Origin of the sequence: Streptococcus sp. HMSC065C01 (assembly GCF_001813525.1) — a bacterium.
Lineage (GTDB): Bacteria > Bacillota > Bacilli > Lactobacillales > Streptococcaceae > Streptococcus > Streptococcus parasanguinis_V.
This window is the reverse complement of sequence record NZ_KV812858.1, coordinates 87611-104368: the sequence shown is the minus strand read 5'-3', so window position 1 is coordinate 104368 and position 16758 is coordinate 87611. Positions and strand designations below refer to the sequence as shown.

General features: G+C 42.7%; 19 protein-coding genes. 5 read left to right on the top strand and 14 right to left on the bottom strand.

Annotation, left to right across the window (positions count from 1 at the left end; translation table 11 throughout):
• Window positions 1–2: 2 nt before the first annotated feature.
• The gene (gene dnaG, locus HMPREF2918_RS08145; RefSeq protein ID WP_049472177.1) at window positions 3–1781 is read right to left on the bottom strand and encodes a DNA primase; all 1779 of its coding nucleotides are present in this window, start codon (window positions 1779–1781) and stop codon (window positions 3–5) included.
• Window positions 1782–2000: 219 nt separating this feature from the next.
• Here dnaG and mscL point away from each other — a divergent pair, with 219 nt between their 5' ends.
• Complete coding sequence (gene mscL, locus HMPREF2918_RS08140; RefSeq protein ID WP_070595174.1) at window positions 2001–2381, top strand: large conductance mechanosensitive channel protein MscL; 381 nt, start codon at window positions 2001–2003, stop codon at window positions 2379–2381.
• A 101-nt stretch (window positions 2382–2482) separates the two neighbouring features.
• Here the strand turns inward: mscL and rpsU are convergent, their stop codons facing one another.
• Complete coding sequence (gene rpsU / locus HMPREF2918_RS08135; protein ID WP_000048054.1) at window positions 2483–2659, bottom strand: 30S ribosomal protein S21; 177 nt, start codon at window positions 2657–2659, stop codon at window positions 2483–2485.
• Between the two features lie 179 nt (window positions 2660–2838).
• Between rpsU and HMPREF2918_RS08130 the strand changes: the two genes are divergently transcribed.
• Entirely contained in the window at window positions 2839–3807 is a 969-nt protein-coding gene (locus HMPREF2918_RS08130; RefSeq protein WP_049472173.1) for an NAD(P)/FAD-dependent oxidoreductase, read from the top strand.
• Between the two features lie 22 nt (window positions 3808–3829).
• Here the strand turns inward: HMPREF2918_RS08130 and whiA are convergent, their stop codons facing one another.
• From whiA to cdaA, 11 genes are all read right to left on the bottom strand, one after another.
• The gene (gene whiA / locus HMPREF2918_RS08125; RefSeq protein WP_049472171.1) at window positions 3830–4747 is read right to left on the bottom strand and encodes a DNA-binding protein WhiA; all 918 of its coding nucleotides are present in this window, start codon (window positions 4745–4747) and stop codon (window positions 3830–3832) included.
• Window positions 4744–5721 carry a YvcK family protein gene (locus HMPREF2918_RS08120; protein ID WP_049472170.1) on the bottom strand — a complete coding sequence of 326 codons (978 nt, stop codon included), beginning with the start codon at window positions 5719–5721 and terminating at the stop codon, window positions 4744–4746. Before HMPREF2918_RS08120 ends, whiA begins: the two co-directional genes overlap by 4 nt.
• The gene (gene rapZ, locus HMPREF2918_RS08115; RefSeq protein ID WP_009732574.1) at window positions 5718–6608 is read right to left on the bottom strand and encodes an RNase adapter RapZ; all 891 of its coding nucleotides are present in this window, start codon (window positions 6606–6608) and stop codon (window positions 5718–5720) included. The genes HMPREF2918_RS08120 and rapZ overlap by 4 nt, the downstream gene beginning before the upstream one ends.
• 74 nt (window positions 6609–6682) lie before the next feature.
• Window positions 6683–7069, bottom strand: a complete 387-nt coding sequence (locus HMPREF2918_RS08110) for a RidA family protein (protein ID WP_049472168.1) — start codon at window positions 7067–7069, stop codon at window positions 6683–6685.
• Window positions 7070–7087: 18 nt separating this feature from the next.
• A complete protein-coding gene (locus tag HMPREF2918_RS11205) occupies window positions 7088–7252 on the bottom strand; it encodes a hypothetical protein (RefSeq protein ID WP_003006512.1) in 165 nt (54 codons plus the stop codon).
• A 51-nt stretch (window positions 7253–7303) separates the two neighbouring features.
• The gene (gene obgE, locus HMPREF2918_RS08105) at window positions 7304–8617 is read right to left on the bottom strand and encodes a GTPase ObgE (RefSeq protein WP_023917726.1); all 1314 of its coding nucleotides are present in this window, start codon (window positions 8615–8617) and stop codon (window positions 7304–7306) included.
• A gap of 33 nt (window positions 8618–8650) precedes the next feature.
• Window positions 8651–8782, bottom strand: coding sequence for a DUF4044 domain-containing protein (locus HMPREF2918_RS08100; RefSeq protein ID WP_003011566.1), 132 nt, complete (start codon window positions 8780–8782; stop codon window positions 8651–8653).
• 117 nt (window positions 8783–8899) lie between these two features.
• The gene (locus HMPREF2918_RS08095; protein WP_049472166.1) at window positions 8900–10261 is read right to left on the bottom strand and encodes an LPXTG cell wall anchor domain-containing protein; all 1362 of its coding nucleotides are present in this window, start codon (window positions 10259–10261) and stop codon (window positions 8900–8902) included.
• Between the two features lie 47 nt (window positions 10262–10308).
• Entirely contained in the window at window positions 10309–11658 is a 1350-nt protein-coding gene (glmM, locus tag HMPREF2918_RS08090) for a phosphoglucosamine mutase (RefSeq protein ID WP_070595172.1), read from the bottom strand.
• A gap of 22 nt (window positions 11659–11680) precedes the next feature.
• Entirely contained in the window at window positions 11681–12430 is a 750-nt protein-coding gene (locus tag HMPREF2918_RS08085; protein ID WP_023917720.1) for a CdaR family protein, read from the bottom strand.
• Window positions 12427–13275 carry a diadenylate cyclase CdaA gene (gene cdaA, locus HMPREF2918_RS08080; protein ID WP_023917718.1) on the bottom strand — a complete coding sequence of 283 codons (849 nt, stop codon included), beginning with the start codon at window positions 13273–13275 and terminating at the stop codon, window positions 12427–12429. The genes HMPREF2918_RS08085 and cdaA overlap by 4 nt, the downstream gene beginning before the upstream one ends.
• Window positions 13276–13378: 103 nt before the next feature.
• On the opposite strand from cdaA, the gene murT reads away from it, so the two are divergent.
• Genes murT through HMPREF2918_RS08065 form a run of 3 tightly spaced genes read left to right on the top strand, consistent with a single transcriptional unit; the run spans window position 13379 to window position 15805 of the window.
• Window positions 13379–14722, top strand: a complete 1344-nt coding sequence (gene murT / locus HMPREF2918_RS08075) for a lipid II isoglutaminyl synthase subunit MurT (protein WP_023917716.1) — start codon at window positions 13379–13381, stop codon at window positions 14720–14722.
• The gene (gene gatD, locus HMPREF2918_RS08070) at window positions 14722–15510 is read left to right on the top strand and encodes a lipid II isoglutaminyl synthase subunit GatD (RefSeq protein WP_049472163.1); all 789 of its coding nucleotides are present in this window, start codon (window positions 14722–14724) and stop codon (window positions 15508–15510) included. Before murT ends, gatD begins: the two co-directional genes overlap by 1 nt.
• A 10-nt stretch (window positions 15511–15520) precedes the next feature.
• Window positions 15521–15805: a lipopolysaccharide assembly protein LapA domain-containing protein gene (locus HMPREF2918_RS08065; protein ID WP_024056107.1), complete on the top strand. Its 285-nt coding sequence runs from the start codon at window positions 15521–15523 to the stop codon at window positions 15803–15805.
• A 23-nt stretch (window positions 15806–15828) separates the two neighbouring features.
• Here HMPREF2918_RS08065 and HMPREF2918_RS08060 read toward each other — a convergent pair.
• Window positions 15829–16758, bottom strand: a 930-nt coding sequence (locus HMPREF2918_RS08060; protein ID WP_256263210.1) for an MFS transporter, incomplete at its 5' end; no start/stop codon positions are given.

Here is a 16758-nt window from a genome sequence, read left to right as displayed (position 1 = left end):
TCTTACTCCATTCTTCTTTTTTGAGCGATTAAACGCTCGAGTTCCAATAAAGCTTTTTCCGCATCCCCTGTTGAGGAAGCTTCCTTCACTTTATTTCCAATTTGTTGACTTTCTTTGCGAAGAAGCTCACGATTCCGTGTCGCTTCTACTTCTTCTAACTCACCATCTGCTATCTCTTCTGGCAAATCTTCTTCTAACATGCGGTACCAGGCATGCTGGACCCCTTCAGGCTGCTCGGATAGATCCTGAGAGGTGACTTCTCCATTTTGACAGAGCAATTGATACAAGATCTGTAACTCCGGCGTGTCAAAGGCAAAATCAGGTCGCAACCGGTAATCATTGAGGACCATTGGAAAATCCTTCATCCTACTTAATAAATGATTTTCCGCCTTGATCAAGCGCGTCATCCCACGATTCGGCAAGAGCTCCACTGAAAAATACGATGTTTTAGATCGTCCACCACTTTGAACCTCCTGCCGTTGTTGCAAACGACTATTATTGACAATCTGCTCAATCTGCAAGTAATCAAAGTCCGGCAATAAATCGGCCAACTTATAAATATAGGTGTTTTGCGCTGTAATAGAACGCGTCTGGGCGATCATCGGTGCCAACTTTTCGACAAACTCAATTTGCGACTGCAAGTTCTCAATATACTGGGGTTTCCAGTAGTGCATCAAGAATTCAACCTTACTGATCCGAGAATTCTTCAAGAGGGTAGCTAGATCTTCTGGGGACGTCTTTTTGAGGTACTCATCAGGATCCATCTGATCTGGGATACGGACGATCTCCAACTCCAGATCCTGCAAGACATCCAAGGCCTTAGCTGTTGCTTCAAGCCCTGCCTTATCTCCATCATAGGTCAAGATAACCTTTTTAGTAAAATGAGACAGGTGCTGGACATGCTCTGGTGTCAAGGCTGTCCCCATAGAGGCGACCGCATTTTCTATCCCAGCTCGATAAGCTGCAATGACATCCATAAAACCTTCCATGATATACATTTCATATTGCTTTTTGGCGCTCGTCTTGGCTTGATCCAAATGATAGAGTTCATAGCTTTTATTAAACAATCGCGTACTGCGACTATTCTTGTACTTGGCTTGATGACTGCCATCCTCCGTCATTTTCCACAACCTACCAGAAAAGGCAATGACACGTCCACTATCATCCGTCAAGGGAAACATGATCCGATCCTGAAAGGCATCAAAAACCGTTCCAGCATCTGAGATTGTAAACAAACCTGAATCGGTAATCACTTTCTCAGAGAATTTCTCAGAGAGATTTCGATAGAGATAATTTCCTTCTGCTGGTGCTAAGCCCAATTGAAAATGTCGGATGACCTCATCCGTCAGACCACGTTCATGCAGATAGTTTCTCGCTTCTTCCCCCATCTTAGTCGTCATCAAAATCGCCTGATAAAACTTACTAGCTTCCTGATGAATCTCATAAAGTTCTTGGTTTGGATTGATAGACGTTGGTTGAGCCGGCCTTGCTTGGTACTGAAGCGCAATGCCAGCTTTTTCTGCTACGATCTGGACCGCATCCATAAAGGCGACTCCACGGTAGTCCTCAATAAACTTAAAGACATCTCCAGAGCGACCACATCCGAAGCAATGGTAAAACTGCTTGTCTTCAACAACATTAAAGGAAGGAGTCTTTTCGCCATGAAAAGGACAGAGGCCTAAAAAATTACGGCCAGCCTTGGTCAAAGAAACAACTTCTCCAATGACTTCAACAATGTTTACACTGTTTTTAATTTCTGCAATCAGCTCTTTATCAACCATAAACAGTGCCTCCATTTTACCATAGATTATCACTTTATATTTTATACTAAAAGTTAGTAAAAGTAAATTTTTTCCTACCGATTTCACACATAAAAGAAAAGATTTTCAACCTTTATCACTAATTTTAAAAAAAATTGGGCATATTTCTTGTCAGTCGCATATTTTTCCGTTATACTATCATAGTAAAAAATTATTATGAAAGGACATATTATATAGGATATGTTAAAAGAATTGAAAGCTTTCCTCCTTCGTGGAAACGTTGTTGACCTTGCTGTTGCAGTGATTATCGGGGCTGCATTTGGTGCCATCGTGACATCACTTGTTAACGATGTCATCACACCACTTATTTTGAACCCAGCTTTGAAAGCTGCTGGTGTTGATAAAATTGCTGAATTGTCATGGAACGGTGTTGCTTACGGTAGCTTCTTGAGCGCAGTAATCAACTTCATCGTCATTGGAACTGTTCTCTTCTTTATCGTTAAAGCTGCTGAAAAAGCACAAAACCTTGGTAAAAAAGAAGAAGCTGTTGAAGAAGAAGCTGCTGCTCCTACTCAAGAAGAGTTGCTTACTGAAATCCGCGACTTGCTTGCAAACAAATAATCAGATAAAAAGATCCGATCTTCTAGTTAGAAGGTCGGTTTTTTTGTCTTTGATGGATGAGAAAAAACAAAAAACAGACCGAAGTCTGTTTCTGTATTCAATTAGAATTTTTTACGTTTACGAGCTGCTTCTGATTTACGTTTACGTTTTACAGAAGGTTTTTCATAGAATTCACGTTTGCGTGTTTCTTGAAGAGTACCAGCTTTAGTAACCGCACGTTTGAAACGACGAAGAGCATCGTCAAGAGATTCATTCTTACGTACTACTGTTTTTGACATATTTTTCACTCCCTTCAAGCCTAAAATCTTAATTATTTTATCACACTTTAAAGATGCTGTCAAGATCTTTTGAAACTTTTCTAGCCTTCCTAGCCTTCATGCCATTTCTTTTTTCCGACTTTTTCATTCTTCCTATTTTATGATACAATGGAAACATAGAAAACCCTGAAGGAGATACCATGTCAGAAATTTATGATATTACGATTGTTGGGGGCGGACCAGTTGGTCTGTTTGCTGCTTTTTATGGCAATATGCGCCAAGTTAAAGTCAAACTGATTGATTCCTTACCTCAACTTGGAGGGCAACCAGCCATTCTCTATCCAGAAAAAAATATCCTCGATGTACCCGGTTTTACCAATTTAACAGGTGAAGAATTAAGCGACCGCTTGATCGAGCAAGTCAAACGATTCGATACACCGATCTTCCTCAATGAAACTGTAGAGGATATTCAAAAAGAGGGTGACCTCTTCACTATCACTACTTCTCGCCAAGTGCATCAGTCTAAAGCCGTCATCATTGCCATGGGTGGCGGTGCCTTTAAACCACGTGCTCTTGATATCGAGGGGGCTGAAGACTTCGATAATGTCCACTACCATGTTTCAAATATCCAGCAATATGAAGGACAGCAAGTGACCGTCCTTGGTGGTGGGGACTCTGCTGTGGACTGGGCTCTTGCTTTTGACAAGATTGCTCCAACTACAATCATTCACCGTCGGGACAACTTCCGTGCCTTGGAACATAGCGTTGAAGAACTCAAACAATCTTCTGTCAGCATCAAAACACCATTTGTTCCTAGCCGCTTGATTGGCGAAAATGGTCATGCCACTCATCTTGAAATCACAAAAGTTAAATCCGATGAAACCGAACTTATCCCGATTGATCACTTATTTGTCAACTATGGCTTTAAATCTTCTATCGGAAACTTGAAAGAATGGGGTGTAGAATTGCAACGCCATAAAATCAAGGTGAACCAAAAACAAGAAACCAGCCTTCCTGGAATTTATGCCTGTGGAGACTGCTGCTTCTACGAAGGAAAGATTGATCTCATCGCTACAGGTCTTGGGGAAGCTCCAACAGCCGTAAACAATGCCATCAACTACATCTATCCAGATAAGAAAGTCCAACCAACGCACTCAACTAGTTTATAATAAAAAAGGCCTTTGGCCTTTTTTATTTGTCTAAATCGTCTGCGATCTTATTGATCTTACGCAAGCGGTGATTGACACCGCTTTTTGAAATAGGTTGTTGCAAGCTATCTGCGATCTGCTGGATGGAATAATCTGGATGGTTCATCCGGATATAGGCAACTTCTTGCAGATCACTTGGTAAACTTCCTAGACCGATTGTATCCACAATTTTACTAATATTATTAATGGTTTTCATACTGGCTGTGACTGTGCGCTGGATATTGGCCATTTCGGCATTATTGGCCCGATTGAGGTCATTGCGCGTCTCTCTCATGACCTTGATGGACTCAAATTCCTGCATGGCTTGCATGGCCTCTACCACAATTAGAAAATCAATAATATCTTCCGCTCGTTGCAGATAGGTCACCACTCCTTTTTTCCGCTCGATGGTTTTCGCATCTAGTAAAAATCCTTGCATGAGAAGGGCAATTCCTTCCGCGTGGTCTGTATAAACAGAATGAATTTCCAACTGGTACTTCCCTTTTTCAGGATCCTTGATGGAACCACTCGACAGAAAAGCCCCCCGAAGATAAGCACGACTGGCTACTTCATCTTCTAAAACACTGGCATCAATGCCTGTCTCAATCCCAAAAAAGGCATCTGCCAAATGCAAGTCAGCAAGAATCTCTTCCACCTTTTCATCCAAGAATACTGTGTAAACACGATTTTTTTTCAAATTGGTTTTTTGGTGGTGGCGAATATCCGATTTGGCCTCATAAAAATGATGCAACAATTCATAGATATGGCGAGCGATCTTGGCATTTTCTGTTGTCACCGAGAGCGTCAAGCCCCCCATTGAAATCCCCAGACTTCCAGACATCTTGATAATGGCAGCCAATTCACTCTTTTCAAATCGCTTGAGAGACAATAATTCTTCTTTGACACGAACCGTAAAACTCATTTTCTCACCTGCACGATCTGCATCAGCTCTTCGACTACTTTTTCGCCATCATGAAAGGCTCCTCCATTGACCAGCTTCAAGAAATCAGAAGAAATCACTTGGGGAACTTGCGAGTGCAGCCCCTTGAAATCGTGCTCTACCTGCACCAAGTATTCATCAAATTTATTACTGTTCATGTAAGCTGCGGGAACCTGATTGATATTGACAAGGACAGTATCGATGAACTTCTCTCCCAAATGTTTATGAAGAACGGCAACGTGGTCACTGTCTGTGAAATGCTCGGTTTCACCTCTTTGGGTCATGATGTTACAAACATAGGCTACCTGAGCCTTGGTTTCAAGGATGGCTTTCCCAATCTCATCGATCATCAAATTAGGAAGGATCGAGGTAAAAAGCGAACCAGGACCCAAGACAACCATATCACTTTCAAGAATAGCTTCCACCACTTTCTTACTAGCTTTTGGGCGCTCTTGATCAAAGGTATTGGTCACATAAACATGATCAATCATGCCGGTGTATTTGGCAATGTGGCTTTCTCCTACCACTTCTTTTCCATCTTGAAAAACGGCATGAAGGGTCAAGGGACTGTCACTGGAAGGATAGATCTTGCCGGTCGTATGAAAGAATTTGGTTAACAACTGCATGGCATTATAGGTCGAGCCTTGCATCTCTGAAATCCCTGCAATGATCAAGTTTCCCAAAGGGTGTCCGGCCAAAGGGCCATCATCGTCTGCAAAGCGGTATTGAAAGACCTTCTCATAAAAACGAGGCATATCTGACATGGCAACCAGCACATTTCGAAGATCTCCAGGTGGTGTCAATTTTTGGATGTTCTTCCGCAATTCACCTGAACTCCCGCCATCATCTGCAACGGTTACGATGGCAGTAATATCGACCGGTTTCTTTCTCAGACTATCGAGGATAACAGAAATCCCTGTTCCTCCTCCAATAACGGTTACTTTAGGTTTTCTCATGAGCGATTCACCGTTTCTTTCCGTCTGTCCTTATCTCTATGACTGCAATTGACCTGCCAATTTTTTTCTAAATCATGCGCTAAGCGCTCTGCAAAGGCTACTGAACGGTGTTGCCCACCGGTACATCCCATAGCAATGGTGAGAACGGATTTACCCTCCCGTTTATAAGACGGTAAAATAGGAACGATCAAGTCATGGAGGTGACGATAAAAGTCCTCTGATTCAGGGTGATCCATGACGTAATCATAGACAGCTGGATCTTGACCGGTTAAATTCCGAAGTTCCAATTTGTAGTAGGGATTTGGAAGGAAACGCACGTCAAAGACAAGGTCAGCATCGATCGGAAGGCCATATTTAAACCCAAATGACATGACCTCAACCCGAAAATCTGGCTGATTATCTTGACTGGCAAATTGTTCTGCGATCGTTTTTCTCAAATTACGAGGTGTCAACTCAGTCGTATCCACTACATTTTGACTGATATTTTTTAAAGGGGACAAGAGTTCGCGCTCTAGGGTAATCCCATCTAAGACACGGCCATCTGCCGCTAATGGATGGCTACGACGGGTTTCCTTGTATCGTGCTACCAACTCACTGTCAGTGGCATCCAAGAACAAGACTTTGAAATCCAGGTCTTCTTGATTGTCCAATTCATCCAAAATGGTGCGAATTTCATTGAAAAAAGAACGGCTCCGCATGTCCACAACAACGGCTAATTTATTGTTATCTGGGCTGTGGCGCATGAGCTCAATAAATTTCAGCAAGAGCGCCGGTGGCATATTATCGATGGTAAAGTAACCCAAATCCTCAAACGATTGGATGGCAACGGTCTTACCCGCACCGCTCATCCCTGTTACCATGACCAGTTGAATCTTACTTTCTGTCATTTTCTCCTCCCATAAATAAAACAGAGTGGCCTACAGTTTCCTGCTCTCCACCCTGTCTTTTTGTCTTTGAATGGTTATTTGGCTTTGATTTCCGCAATAACTTCAATTTCAACCTTCACATCACGTGGCAGGCGTGCTACTTCAACAGCAGATCGAGCTGGAAACTCTGTAGTAAAGACTGTTTTATAGACCTCATTAAAAGGTACAAAGTCATTCATATCACTTAAGAAACAAGTGGTTTTCACCACGTGGTCAAAGTCTGTCCCTGCCTCTTCCAAAATAGCCCCAATGTTCTTTAAGACTTGCTCTGTTTGTTCTTGGATGGTTTCTCCAATGATTTCACCTGTTTCAGGTGACAAGGGAACTTGTCCACTTGCAAAGAGAAGATTCCCTACGATTTTCCCTTGAACATAAGGTCCAATTGCTGCAGGTGCTTTATCTGTATGAATTGTTTTTGCCATAGTATTCTCCAAGTCTATTTACTTCTGCTGATTTTCTTTTGCTAATTTTTCCCTTTGTAAGCGCAATTTGCGCTTAGGATTTAGCGTATTAAAGAGTTCTTCTAGTTTTTCAGCATTCCAAACATCGGCTGCTGAAACAAAATTTCCATTTTCATCTCGAAAAGATATTGGTTTATCTCCCACTGAAAAAGCCTCATTTCTTATTTGGAATCCTTGATCCGCTCGGGACCACCCTTAATCTACAAACTCAAATTCAAATTTACCGATCCGGACGATATCGCCATCTTTTGCCCCACGTGCACGAAGAGCTTCATCAACACCCATTCCACGCAATTGACGAGCAAATTTCATGACCGCTTCATCCCGATCGAAATTGGTCATATTAAAGAGTTTTTCAAGTTTTTCACCAGACAAGACCCAAGCGGCATCGTCATCCCGACTGATGTCAAAGGCTGGCTGGTCTTCATCAAAGCCATAGTAGACTTCTTCTTGGGCCATTTCGTCTTCTGAATACAAGAGGAATTCTGGCGTTTTGTCTAACAATTCTGCTGTTGCTTCTAACAAGTTGTCCAAACCTTGATGCGCCAAACTAGAGATCGGGAAGATCTGTGGCAGTTCATCAAACTCATCGTAATTGGCTGCCAATTTCTTCTTGAACTCTTTCAAGTTTTCTTGGCTCTCTGGCATATCCATCTTATTTGCCACGATAATCTGAGGACGTTCCATCAAACGAAGATTATAGGTTTCAAGCTCTTTATTGATTTGAACATAATCTTCATAAGGGTCGCGTCCTTCGCTCGCTGACATATCAATAACATGCAGGATAACCCGGGTGCGCTCGATGTGACGAAGGAACTGGGTTCCGAGTCCGACCCCTTGGCTAGCTCCTTCAATCAATCCAGGAAGGTCTGCGACAGCAAAAGATTCACCTGACGGTGTCCGAACCATGCCCAAGTTTGGCACGATGGTTGTAAAATGATAAGCCCCAATCTTTGGTTTGGCTGAAGTGATGACACTGAGAAGAGTTGATTTCCCTACTGATGGGAAGCCAACCAAACCAACGTCTGCCAAGACCTTGAGTTCTAATTCGAGTTCGCGTTCCTGACCAGGTTCCCCATTCTCAGAAATCTCTGGGGCTGGATTTTTAGGAGTGGCAAAACGAATGTTTCCACGTCCGCCACGGCCACCGTGGGCGACAATGTACTCTTGTCCATTTTCAACTAGGTCCGTAATGACCTTGCCCGTCTCAGCATCTCGGACGGTCGTTCCTTGAGGAACCCGAACATAGAGATCTTCTGCTCCCCGTCCGTGCATCCCTTTGGTCATTCCTTTTTCCCCATTTTGGGCTTTGAAATGTCGGTTATAACGGAAGTCCATCAAGGTACGCAAGCCTTCGTCTACTACAAAGATGACATTGCCACCACGACCTCCATCACCACCCCAAGGTCCGCCATTAGGGACATATTTTTCGCGACGAAAAGCCACCATGCCATCGCCGCCATTTCCAGCCTTGACCTTAATCTTGGCTGTATCTAAAAACATACTCATAAATAGATGATTTCCTTTATTTCTGCGTGCGTCTTAGTAAGAAAGAGCACCAATTGCGGTTGCAAAGATTGCACCAACCGTTACAATCAACATAATCACAATGACGACCATCGTGATCATTTCAAATGGTGTTTTTTTACGTTTTCCGTTATCTCCAAAAGCCACTTCTAATACCTCGATTACTATAAATTCATTAGCCCTATTTTACCACGAAATAGGGGATTTTTCAAATCGAGTCTACACAAAAAGACCAGACAAAGGTCTGATCTTTTATGAATAGATTTAGGAATCTTTTCTTACACGTAAAATACCAACCGATAGAACTGCTAGGAAGACACCCATGACAAGAACCACCGGTGTCATCTTTTCACCTGTACTTGGAAGAACTTTTTTCTTACCAGGTTTTGGGGCTTCTTCTTTAACAGAAGATGAAGATGATTTCGATGAAGAACTTGATGTGGATGTTGAGTTCGATGTAGAACTGGAACTCGTTGAAGATGATGAACTTGATGAAGAACCAGAACTCGTTGAAGATGATGAACTTGATGAAGAACTAGAACTCGTTGAAGATGATGAGCTTGATGAAGAACTAGAACTTGATGAGGAGGTTGAGCTAGGTGTCGGTGGCGTTTGTTCTTTCTCACCCAATCCTTCGCCAGATCCTGTTTCCAATCGCACTTCACGGGTTAAACTACGCGGTGCTGGGAAATTGGTTGCCTTCCATGTTAATGTATTATGGACAATATCGCCTACTTTCGTTCCAGGTGCCACTTTCGTAGAATATTCAATATACATTGGCCAATTGTAATTATCACCAAATTCAATCGTAAAACCAGTGGTCTTTCCATCTGCATTCTTATTGAAAACAGCTTTTTTAGTAAAGTTATCCAGAACTGGGAGACTTAATATCTGAGCTTCGTTCTTAATCCCACCTTGTACAGGAGCATAACGAACAGCGCGTAAGCTACCTTCAACCAATGTTAAACCATCTCCGAATTGGTCTTTAATGACCATTCCACGAAGCATATCTTGGCGAGCATTTAAGAGAATCCGCCATTTGATAATGGTTGGATCAGACTTATCTTGGTAACCGTATTTCATCTCATAGTCTCCAGCTTCTCCAGCTGTTTTTTCATAATTCAATGAAAAATCTGTATTTCCTAGTTTAAACTGGATTGGAGATGTTTTTGTAACTACTTCTGAATCGACTTTTACATCAAAATGAAGAGCAACTCGTTTGTTGAGTGGATGAGATGCGAAATAATCATTAAAGGTAACGGTCACTGTTTTCTTAGCTGTATCAACGACAGCTTTCCCCACCGTCTGACCATTTGATTGACCTTCCTCAAGAACATTGAATTCCAGTGCTGTGTAGAGGGCTAATTCTTTTGGCAAACTAAGAGTTAAGGTATCACCAGTTTGAATAGTTTGCGAATCTGGAAAGGCTAAATAAATACTTGCTGACAATTTTTCATTTGTCAACACCTTGCTCCCATTTGTTAGCGTGTTACCGTCTTTCGTTAGACGTGCTGTCTGTGTATATGATGAGACTTCTGCAGCATGTATTGTTTTAGTCAAACCAGCTGTGAATAGAATCGTTAGCACTAAGGCAAGTGCCCATACAATTTGACGAACCTGTTTCATATATACCTCCTCTGCTCGCCTATTTGCGAGCCATGTTTTTTACAAGGTTAAAGTCCGATTTCTGCTTGAACAACTGCAGCAATGGTATCTACATAGTAGTCCACTTCTTCATGGGTTGGTGCTTCTGCCATCACTCGAAGGAGGGGTTCAGTTCCACTTGGACGTACCAAAATACGTCCATTTCCTGCCATCTCCGCTTCCATTTTTTCAATGATTTCACGAATAGCAGGTACTTCCATCGCCTTATCTTTCATGCTATTTTCAACCCGGATATTGACGAGTTTTTGTGGATAAATGGTTACTTCAGCAGCCAATTCAGATAATTTCTTGCCGGTTTCTTGCATGATTTTAGTCAATTGAACTCCTGTTAATTGACCATCACCAGTCGTGTTGTAATCCATGATGACGACGTGACCGGATTGTTCACCACCAAGGTTGTAACCAGACTTGCGCATCTCTTCGACCACATAACGATCTCCAACAGCTGTGATTTCTTTTTGAATTCCCTTCGCATCTAATGCCTTGTGGAAGCCGAGATTGGACATGACGGTTGTGACGATCGTATTTTTTTCGAGCAAGCCTTTGCTTGAAAGATAAGAACCGATGATGTACATGATCTTATCCCCGTCAACAATCTCTCCATTTTCATCCACTGCAATCAAGCGATCGCTGTCTCCGTCAAAGGCTAGACCAATCGCTGCGCCTACTTCTTTGACTTTCTCTTGCAAATGCTCTGGGTGAGTAGAACCAACCCCATCATTGATGTTCAAACCATCTGGGTTTTCACCGATGACGGTCAATTGAGCTCCCAGATCTGCAAAGATTTGACGGGCACTAGTAGAGGCTGCACCATTTGCTGTATCTAAGACTACGTGCATGCCCTCGAGTTGGACACCTGTCGATACAAGGAATTCTTGATACTTACGCAAGCCTTCTGGATATTCCATGACCGTTCCTAAACCTTGGGCACTTGGACGTGGAAGGGTATCTTCAGCAGCATCAAGCAAGGCTTCAATTTCAAGTTCGCGATCATCATCCAATTTGAAGCCATCACCACCAAAGAATTTGATGCCATTGTCCAAGGCTGGATTGTGGCTAGCAGAAATCATCACTCCGGCACTGGCTTTTTCCGTACGAACTAGATAAGCAACACCTGGCGTTGCAATCACACCCAACTTGTAGACGCGAATTCCAACAGATAAGAGGCCAGCAATTAAGGCATGCTCTAACATTTCACCAGAAATACGCGTATCACGTCCAATAAATACCAAGGGTGTTTCTTCTTCATGTTGGCTCAACACATAGCCACCGAAACGGCCTAGTTTAAAAGCCAATTCTGGCGTTAATTCTACATTTGCTTCTCCACGGACACCGTCCGTCCCAAAATATTTACCCATTCTTCATTACCTTTTTTACTTTCTAATTACTTGAACTGGAGGAGGTCGACGACGAGCTGCTTGAGCTTGACGTAGACGAGCTACTCTTTGTGGTCACTTGAATCCGTGTTTCACTCGGCTTGACCAAACCTGGTAGAACATTTCCTTGGGCATCTACTGCATTTAAGGAAATAGTTCCGCTATAATTTCCACTAATGATCTCACTGGATGGGAAGACCGCTTGGACATGATCAATGCGACTCAAGGTTTCTTGATCGCTGGTCACTTCTACCTTGGTGGTTTCAAGAGAAATATCCGAAACCGTTATTCCATCCACAATTTGATTGTCCGGGATCGTAGCCCTGACCGCAAACGATTTTTTCGCTTTCTTCCCGATTTTTACAGAAACTTTCTGAGGCTCTACGGTTGCGGTCAAACCAGCCGGAAGATCTTCCACAATCAACGGCACTTCAACGGTACCTTCCTTGGCCTTACGAAGATCCGCTACCACGCGAAACTTCCGAGTTCCCGGCTGCATTTCGCTTGCTAGAGCGACCCGGTTTGAACCCTTTAGAAAGACTGTTACTTCCGATGTTAACCCACTGACAAAGTATGTCTTGTCATTGTACTTGGCATCAATCGGAATATTGGTCAAGGTATTGGTGTAGGTCTCTGAACTTACTTGTCTAGCGCTGCTATTATTTTGAAAATTAAAGGATGACGCATTAATAAACAAGATAAAGGACAATAAGACGGAGGCAAAAACATAAAGAAATTCTTTTTTCGATCTCATTTTGTCACCCTCCCAAATAGACGCTCTTTCCAACTACTCGTTTTATTCTCTTCAGGAACCAAGAAGGATCTCAATTCTGCCTCGAACTCTTCTAAAGTTAAATCGTGTCGGAAGGTTCCATTATAGGTCATAGAGATCCCGCCCGTTTCTTCTGATACCACAAAGGTAAAGGCATCCGAAACTTCAGACAAACCAATGGCTGCGCGGTGACGCGTTCCGAACTCTTTTGAAATTCCGGTATTTTCCGTCAAGGGCAGGTAGGCACAAGAAACGGCAATTTTATCATTGCGGACAATGACCGCTCCATCGTGCAAAGGAGTATTAGGAATGAAGATATTAATCAGCAATTCTCCTGAAATTTCCGCATCTAGTGGAATCCCTGTGGAAATGTATTCCTGAAGGGTTCTGGCCCCTTGAATAGCTACCAAGGCACCAATCTTACGTGGGCTCATATAAGCCACTGCCTTGACATAGGCCTGTACCATTTTCTCTTCCTGACTGACTTCACTCGTCGTAAAAAATTCTGTCGCCCGACCTAAACGCTCTAAGCCAATCCGAATTTCAGGGGAGAAAATCACAACCAGCGCGATAACCCCATAGGTAATCACTTGATTGATCAGCCAAGAAATAGTCGTTAAACCCAAAAAATTGGCTAAAAATTGAGCCAAGAAAAAGATAATAACTCCACGCACCAAAATCATGATCTTGGTCCCGACGATGGCCTTGATCAAAAAATACAGCAACCAAGCCACCAGGGCAATATCGATGATATTGATAATAACACTCCACCAATTTGGGAACAAACTGGTCCAAAATTGTGGATTTGAAAACTGTTGAATATTCATATTCTCATACCTACCACTTCTCTAAAAGACATCATCTTATTATAACACGTTTCAACAGATTTTTCTGTAACCTTCTGATGCTTTTTATGATAAAATATGATTTATGAAGATAAATACAACCTTGGGCCTTCTGGCAGGAAAGCTTTCCGGCTCTATTCTAGAAAAGATGGGGCGGGGATCAACCCTACCAGGTAAAGTAGCCCTCAAATTTGATAAAGATATTCTCAGTCAACTGGCAAAAAACTATGAGATTGTTGTGATTACAGGGACAAATGGAAAAACCCTGACCACTGCGCTAACAGTAGGTATTCTCCAAGAAGCTTTTGGACCTATTTTGACCAATCCAAGTGGGGCCAATATGATCTCTGGGATTACAACGACCTTCTTACGTGCTAAGCATTCGAAAGCAAATCGACCGATTGCGGTACTTGAAATTGACGAGGCCAGCCTCTCTCGGATTTGTGATTATATTAAGCCCAGCCTTTTTGTGGTCACTAATATTTTCCGGGACCAGATGGACCGCTATGGAGAGATCTATACGACCTACCAAATGATTTTGGATGCTATTCACAAGGTCCCAACTGCCACGGTTCTGTTAAATGGAGATAGTCCTCTCTTTAATAGTCAGACCTTATCCAATCCGATCCAATATTATGGATTTGATACTGACAAATCAGAGCCACAACTAGCTCATTACAATACGGAAGGAATCCTCTGTCCGCATTGCCACAACATCCTCCAGTACAAGCTCAATACCTATGCTAATCTTGGGGATTATATCTGTGAGCACTGTGGTTTCCACAGGCCTTCTCTGACTTATGCCGTATCGGATCTCCTCTCATTAACCCAGCGCTCTTCCCAATTCCGGATCCAAGGGCAAGATTACCACATCAATATCGGTGGTCTCTACAACATCTATAATGCCTTAGCAGCTGTTTCCGTTGCTGGATTCTTTGGGGTTCAACCTGAAGTGATTAAGCAAGGATTTGATCGCAGTCGCGCTGTCTTTGGTCGCCAGGAAACCTTTAAGATTGGGGATAAGGAATGTACCCTAGTCCTGATTAAAAATCCGGTTGGTGCGACCCAAGCCATTGAAATGATCAAACTAGCCCCTTATCCCTTTAGCTTGTCGGTTCTCCTCAATGCGAATTATGCAGATGGGATTGATACCAGCTGGATTTGGGATGCCGACTTCGAGCAAATCACTCAGATGGACATTCCAGAGATCAACGCTGGCGGGGTGCGCCACTCTGAGATTGCTCGGCGACTTCGGGTCACTGGCTATCCTGCAGAAAAGATCACAGAAATGGCTGAATTAAAAGAGGTTTTCCAACGCATCCAGCAACAGGAAACCCCTCACGCTTACATTTTAGCTACCTATACAGCCATGCTAGAATTCCGTGAACTTTTGGCCCAAGAACACCTGATTGAAAAGGAGATGCACTAATGACTTATACTTCCCTAGAATCTTCTGATCAGGCACAGTATCCCTACAGCCTGCGTATTGCCCATCTCTATGGCAACTTAATGAATACCTATGGGGACAATGGGAATATCCTCATGCTCAAGTACGTTGCGGAAAAGCTTGGAGCCCATGTCACTGTTGATATCGTCTCTCTCAAAGACCGGTTCGACCCTGATGCCTACGATATCGCCTTTTTCGGCGGCGGGCAAGACTACGAACAGACCATTGTATCCGAGGATCTACCAGATAAAAAAGAAGACCTCGAACGCTTCATTGATGACGATGGTGTAGTCCTTGCTATCTGTGGTGGCTTTCAGCTTCTAGGCCAATACTACATTGAAGCTTCTGGCAAACGCATTGAGGGACTTGGCATTATGGGCCACTATACGCTCAACCAAGTCAACAACCGCTATATCGGTGATATCAAAATCCATAACGAAGAATTTAACGAAACCTATTATGGTTTTGAAAACCACCAAGGTCGGACCTTCTTGGCTGAGGATGAAAAACCGCTGGGTAAGGTCATCTATGGAAATGGGAACAACAAAGAAGATGGGTGCGAAGGGGTTCATTACAAGAACGTCTTTGGCAGCTACTTCCACGGTCCTATCTTGTCCCGAAATGCCAATTTGGCCTATCGACTAGTGAGCACTGCTTTAAAAAATAAATATGGCAAGGACCTTTCCCTACCGGCTTATGAGGAGATTCTAAGCCTAGAGCAGCCGGAAGAGTACGCTGATGTGAAAAGCAAGGCCCCTGCTGAACAATAAGGAGATAATGATGAACAAAAATAATCTACACTACATTGCTTTATTACTTTTAATTTTATTGATTGCTGGTATTTCCCTTGCAAACATGCAATCAGTCACTGTGAATTTCCTCTTGGTCCAATTTAAATTGCCCTTGATCATTCTGATCTTGCTCTGTGTCCTCTTGGGTGCATTTGTCATGACCTTGGTTAATTTTTCAAAGGGCTTCTCCCTAAAAAAAGAACTCAAGAGCACTCAAAAGCAACTGGAGGAAGAAAAGAAAGAAGTTAAAATAGAAGAAAAAAATAACAACTAAAAAAGCACCGATCGGTGCTTTTTTTATGCTGATGTACCTTCTTTTGCTTGTAATTTCTTGGCGACTACTTGTGCTAAGAGTGAAAAGAGGATGACGCCAGCTCCTATCAAGAGAAAAGATTCTACACGGACACTTGGCAACCAGGTCATCAAGCCTTTAGCCACAGGCATAAAGAGAATGGCCAAGGTAAAAATGGTGCTTAAGACCCGGCCCAGATAGTCTCCTTCTACCTTGGTTTGAACCTGGGTAAAAAAGTGGATGTTAAAAATTGTCATAAAGAGCTCACAGACTAGATTTCCAGAAAAGGAAAGAAGAGGCGGAAGGGGCAAGCCCATCATGAAGACTCCTACTCCTGTTAAAATCAATAAGAAAAGTAGCATTTCCATGCTTGATTTAAATTTATTAGCAATCAAGGCTCCGATGATAGAGCCAATAGCGCCCAAGGTTAAGATGGTCGCATATGCTCCTTTGACCCCGTAAAGGCGATTCGAAAAAGGAATCAAAAACTCAAAAGCTGCAAAAAAGAAATTGACGCTGGAAGCCACCAACAAGAGAAAGAAAATCTCTTTCTGATGCCAGATATAGTGCAATCCATCCTTCATATCCGAAAAAATATCTTTTCCCGTAAGCCGTTTCTTTTCCTGAACCTTGGCTTCTTCTTTCGGAAGGAAAGCGACCAGAACAAAGGCGATGAAAAAAGTTAGCGCATCTAGTAAGAGAGTCGCATGGAGACTGGCAAATTGTAAAACAAGGAAAGAGAACACAGGAGAACTAACACCGACCACTTGTAAGGTCAACTCCAAGCGGGCATTATAGGTCACAATCTCATCCTTTTCTACAACTTCTGTGATAATGGCTTTATTAGCCGTACGAGAGAAAGCAAAAGCAATGGCCTGGACAATATTGGCAACAATCAGGCCTGCAATCATCAAGCTATCATTTGTGATAAAAGA

What these genes read in the sequence shown, in the direction of transcription:
- dnaG (WP_049472177.1), bottom strand. Translation starts at nt 1,781, where the DNA reads ATGGTTGATAAAGAGCTGATTGCAGAAATTAAAAACAGTGTAAACATT.
- mscL (WP_070595174.1), top strand. Translation starts at nt 2,001, where the DNA reads ATGTTAAAAGAATTGAAAGCTTTCCTCCTTCGTGGAAACGTTGTTGAC.
- rpsU (WP_000048054.1), bottom strand. Translation starts at nt 2,659, where the DNA reads ATGTCAAAAACAGTAGTACGTAAGAATGAATCTCTTGACGATGCTCTT.
- HMPREF2918_RS08130 (WP_049472173.1), top strand. Translation starts at nt 2,839, where the DNA reads ATGTCAGAAATTTATGATATTACGATTGTTGGGGGCGGACCAGTTGGT.
- whiA (WP_049472171.1), bottom strand. Translation starts at nt 4,747, where the DNA reads ATGAGTTTTACGGTTCGTGTCAAAGAAGAATTATTGTCTCTCAAGCGA.
- HMPREF2918_RS08120 (WP_049472170.1), bottom strand. Translation starts at nt 5,721, where the DNA reads ATGAGAAAACCTAAAGTAACCGTTATTGGAGGAGGAACAGGGATTTCT.
- rapZ (WP_009732574.1), bottom strand. Translation starts at nt 6,608, where the DNA reads ATGACAGAAAGTAAGATTCAACTGGTCATGGTAACAGGGATGAGCGGT.
- HMPREF2918_RS08110 (WP_049472168.1), bottom strand. Translation starts at nt 7,069, where the DNA reads ATGGCAAAAACAATTCATACAGATAAAGCACCTGCAGCAATTGGACCT.
- obgE (WP_023917726.1), bottom strand. Translation starts at nt 8,617, where the DNA reads ATGAGTATGTTTTTAGATACAGCCAAGATTAAGGTCAAGGCTGGAAAT.
- HMPREF2918_RS08095 (WP_049472166.1), bottom strand. Translation starts at nt 10,261, where the DNA reads ATGAAACAGGTTCGTCAAATTGTATGGGCACTTGCCTTAGTGCTAACG.
- glmM (WP_070595172.1), bottom strand. Translation starts at nt 11,658, where the DNA reads ATGGGTAAATATTTTGGGACGGACGGTGTCCGTGGAGAAGCAAATGTA.
- HMPREF2918_RS08085 (WP_023917720.1), bottom strand. Translation starts at nt 12,430, where the DNA reads ATGAGATCGAAAAAAGAATTTCTTTATGTTTTTGCCTCCGTCTTATTG.
- cdaA (WP_023917718.1), bottom strand. Translation starts at nt 13,275, where the DNA reads ATGAATATTCAACAGTTTTCAAATCCACAATTTTGGACCAGTTTGTTC.
- murT (WP_023917716.1), top strand. Translation starts at nt 13,379, where the DNA reads ATGAAGATAAATACAACCTTGGGCCTTCTGGCAGGAAAGCTTTCCGGC.
- gatD (WP_049472163.1), top strand. Translation starts at nt 14,722, where the DNA reads ATGACTTATACTTCCCTAGAATCTTCTGATCAGGCACAGTATCCCTAC.
- HMPREF2918_RS08065 (WP_024056107.1), top strand. Translation starts at nt 15,521, where the DNA reads ATGAACAAAAATAATCTACACTACATTGCTTTATTACTTTTAATTTTA.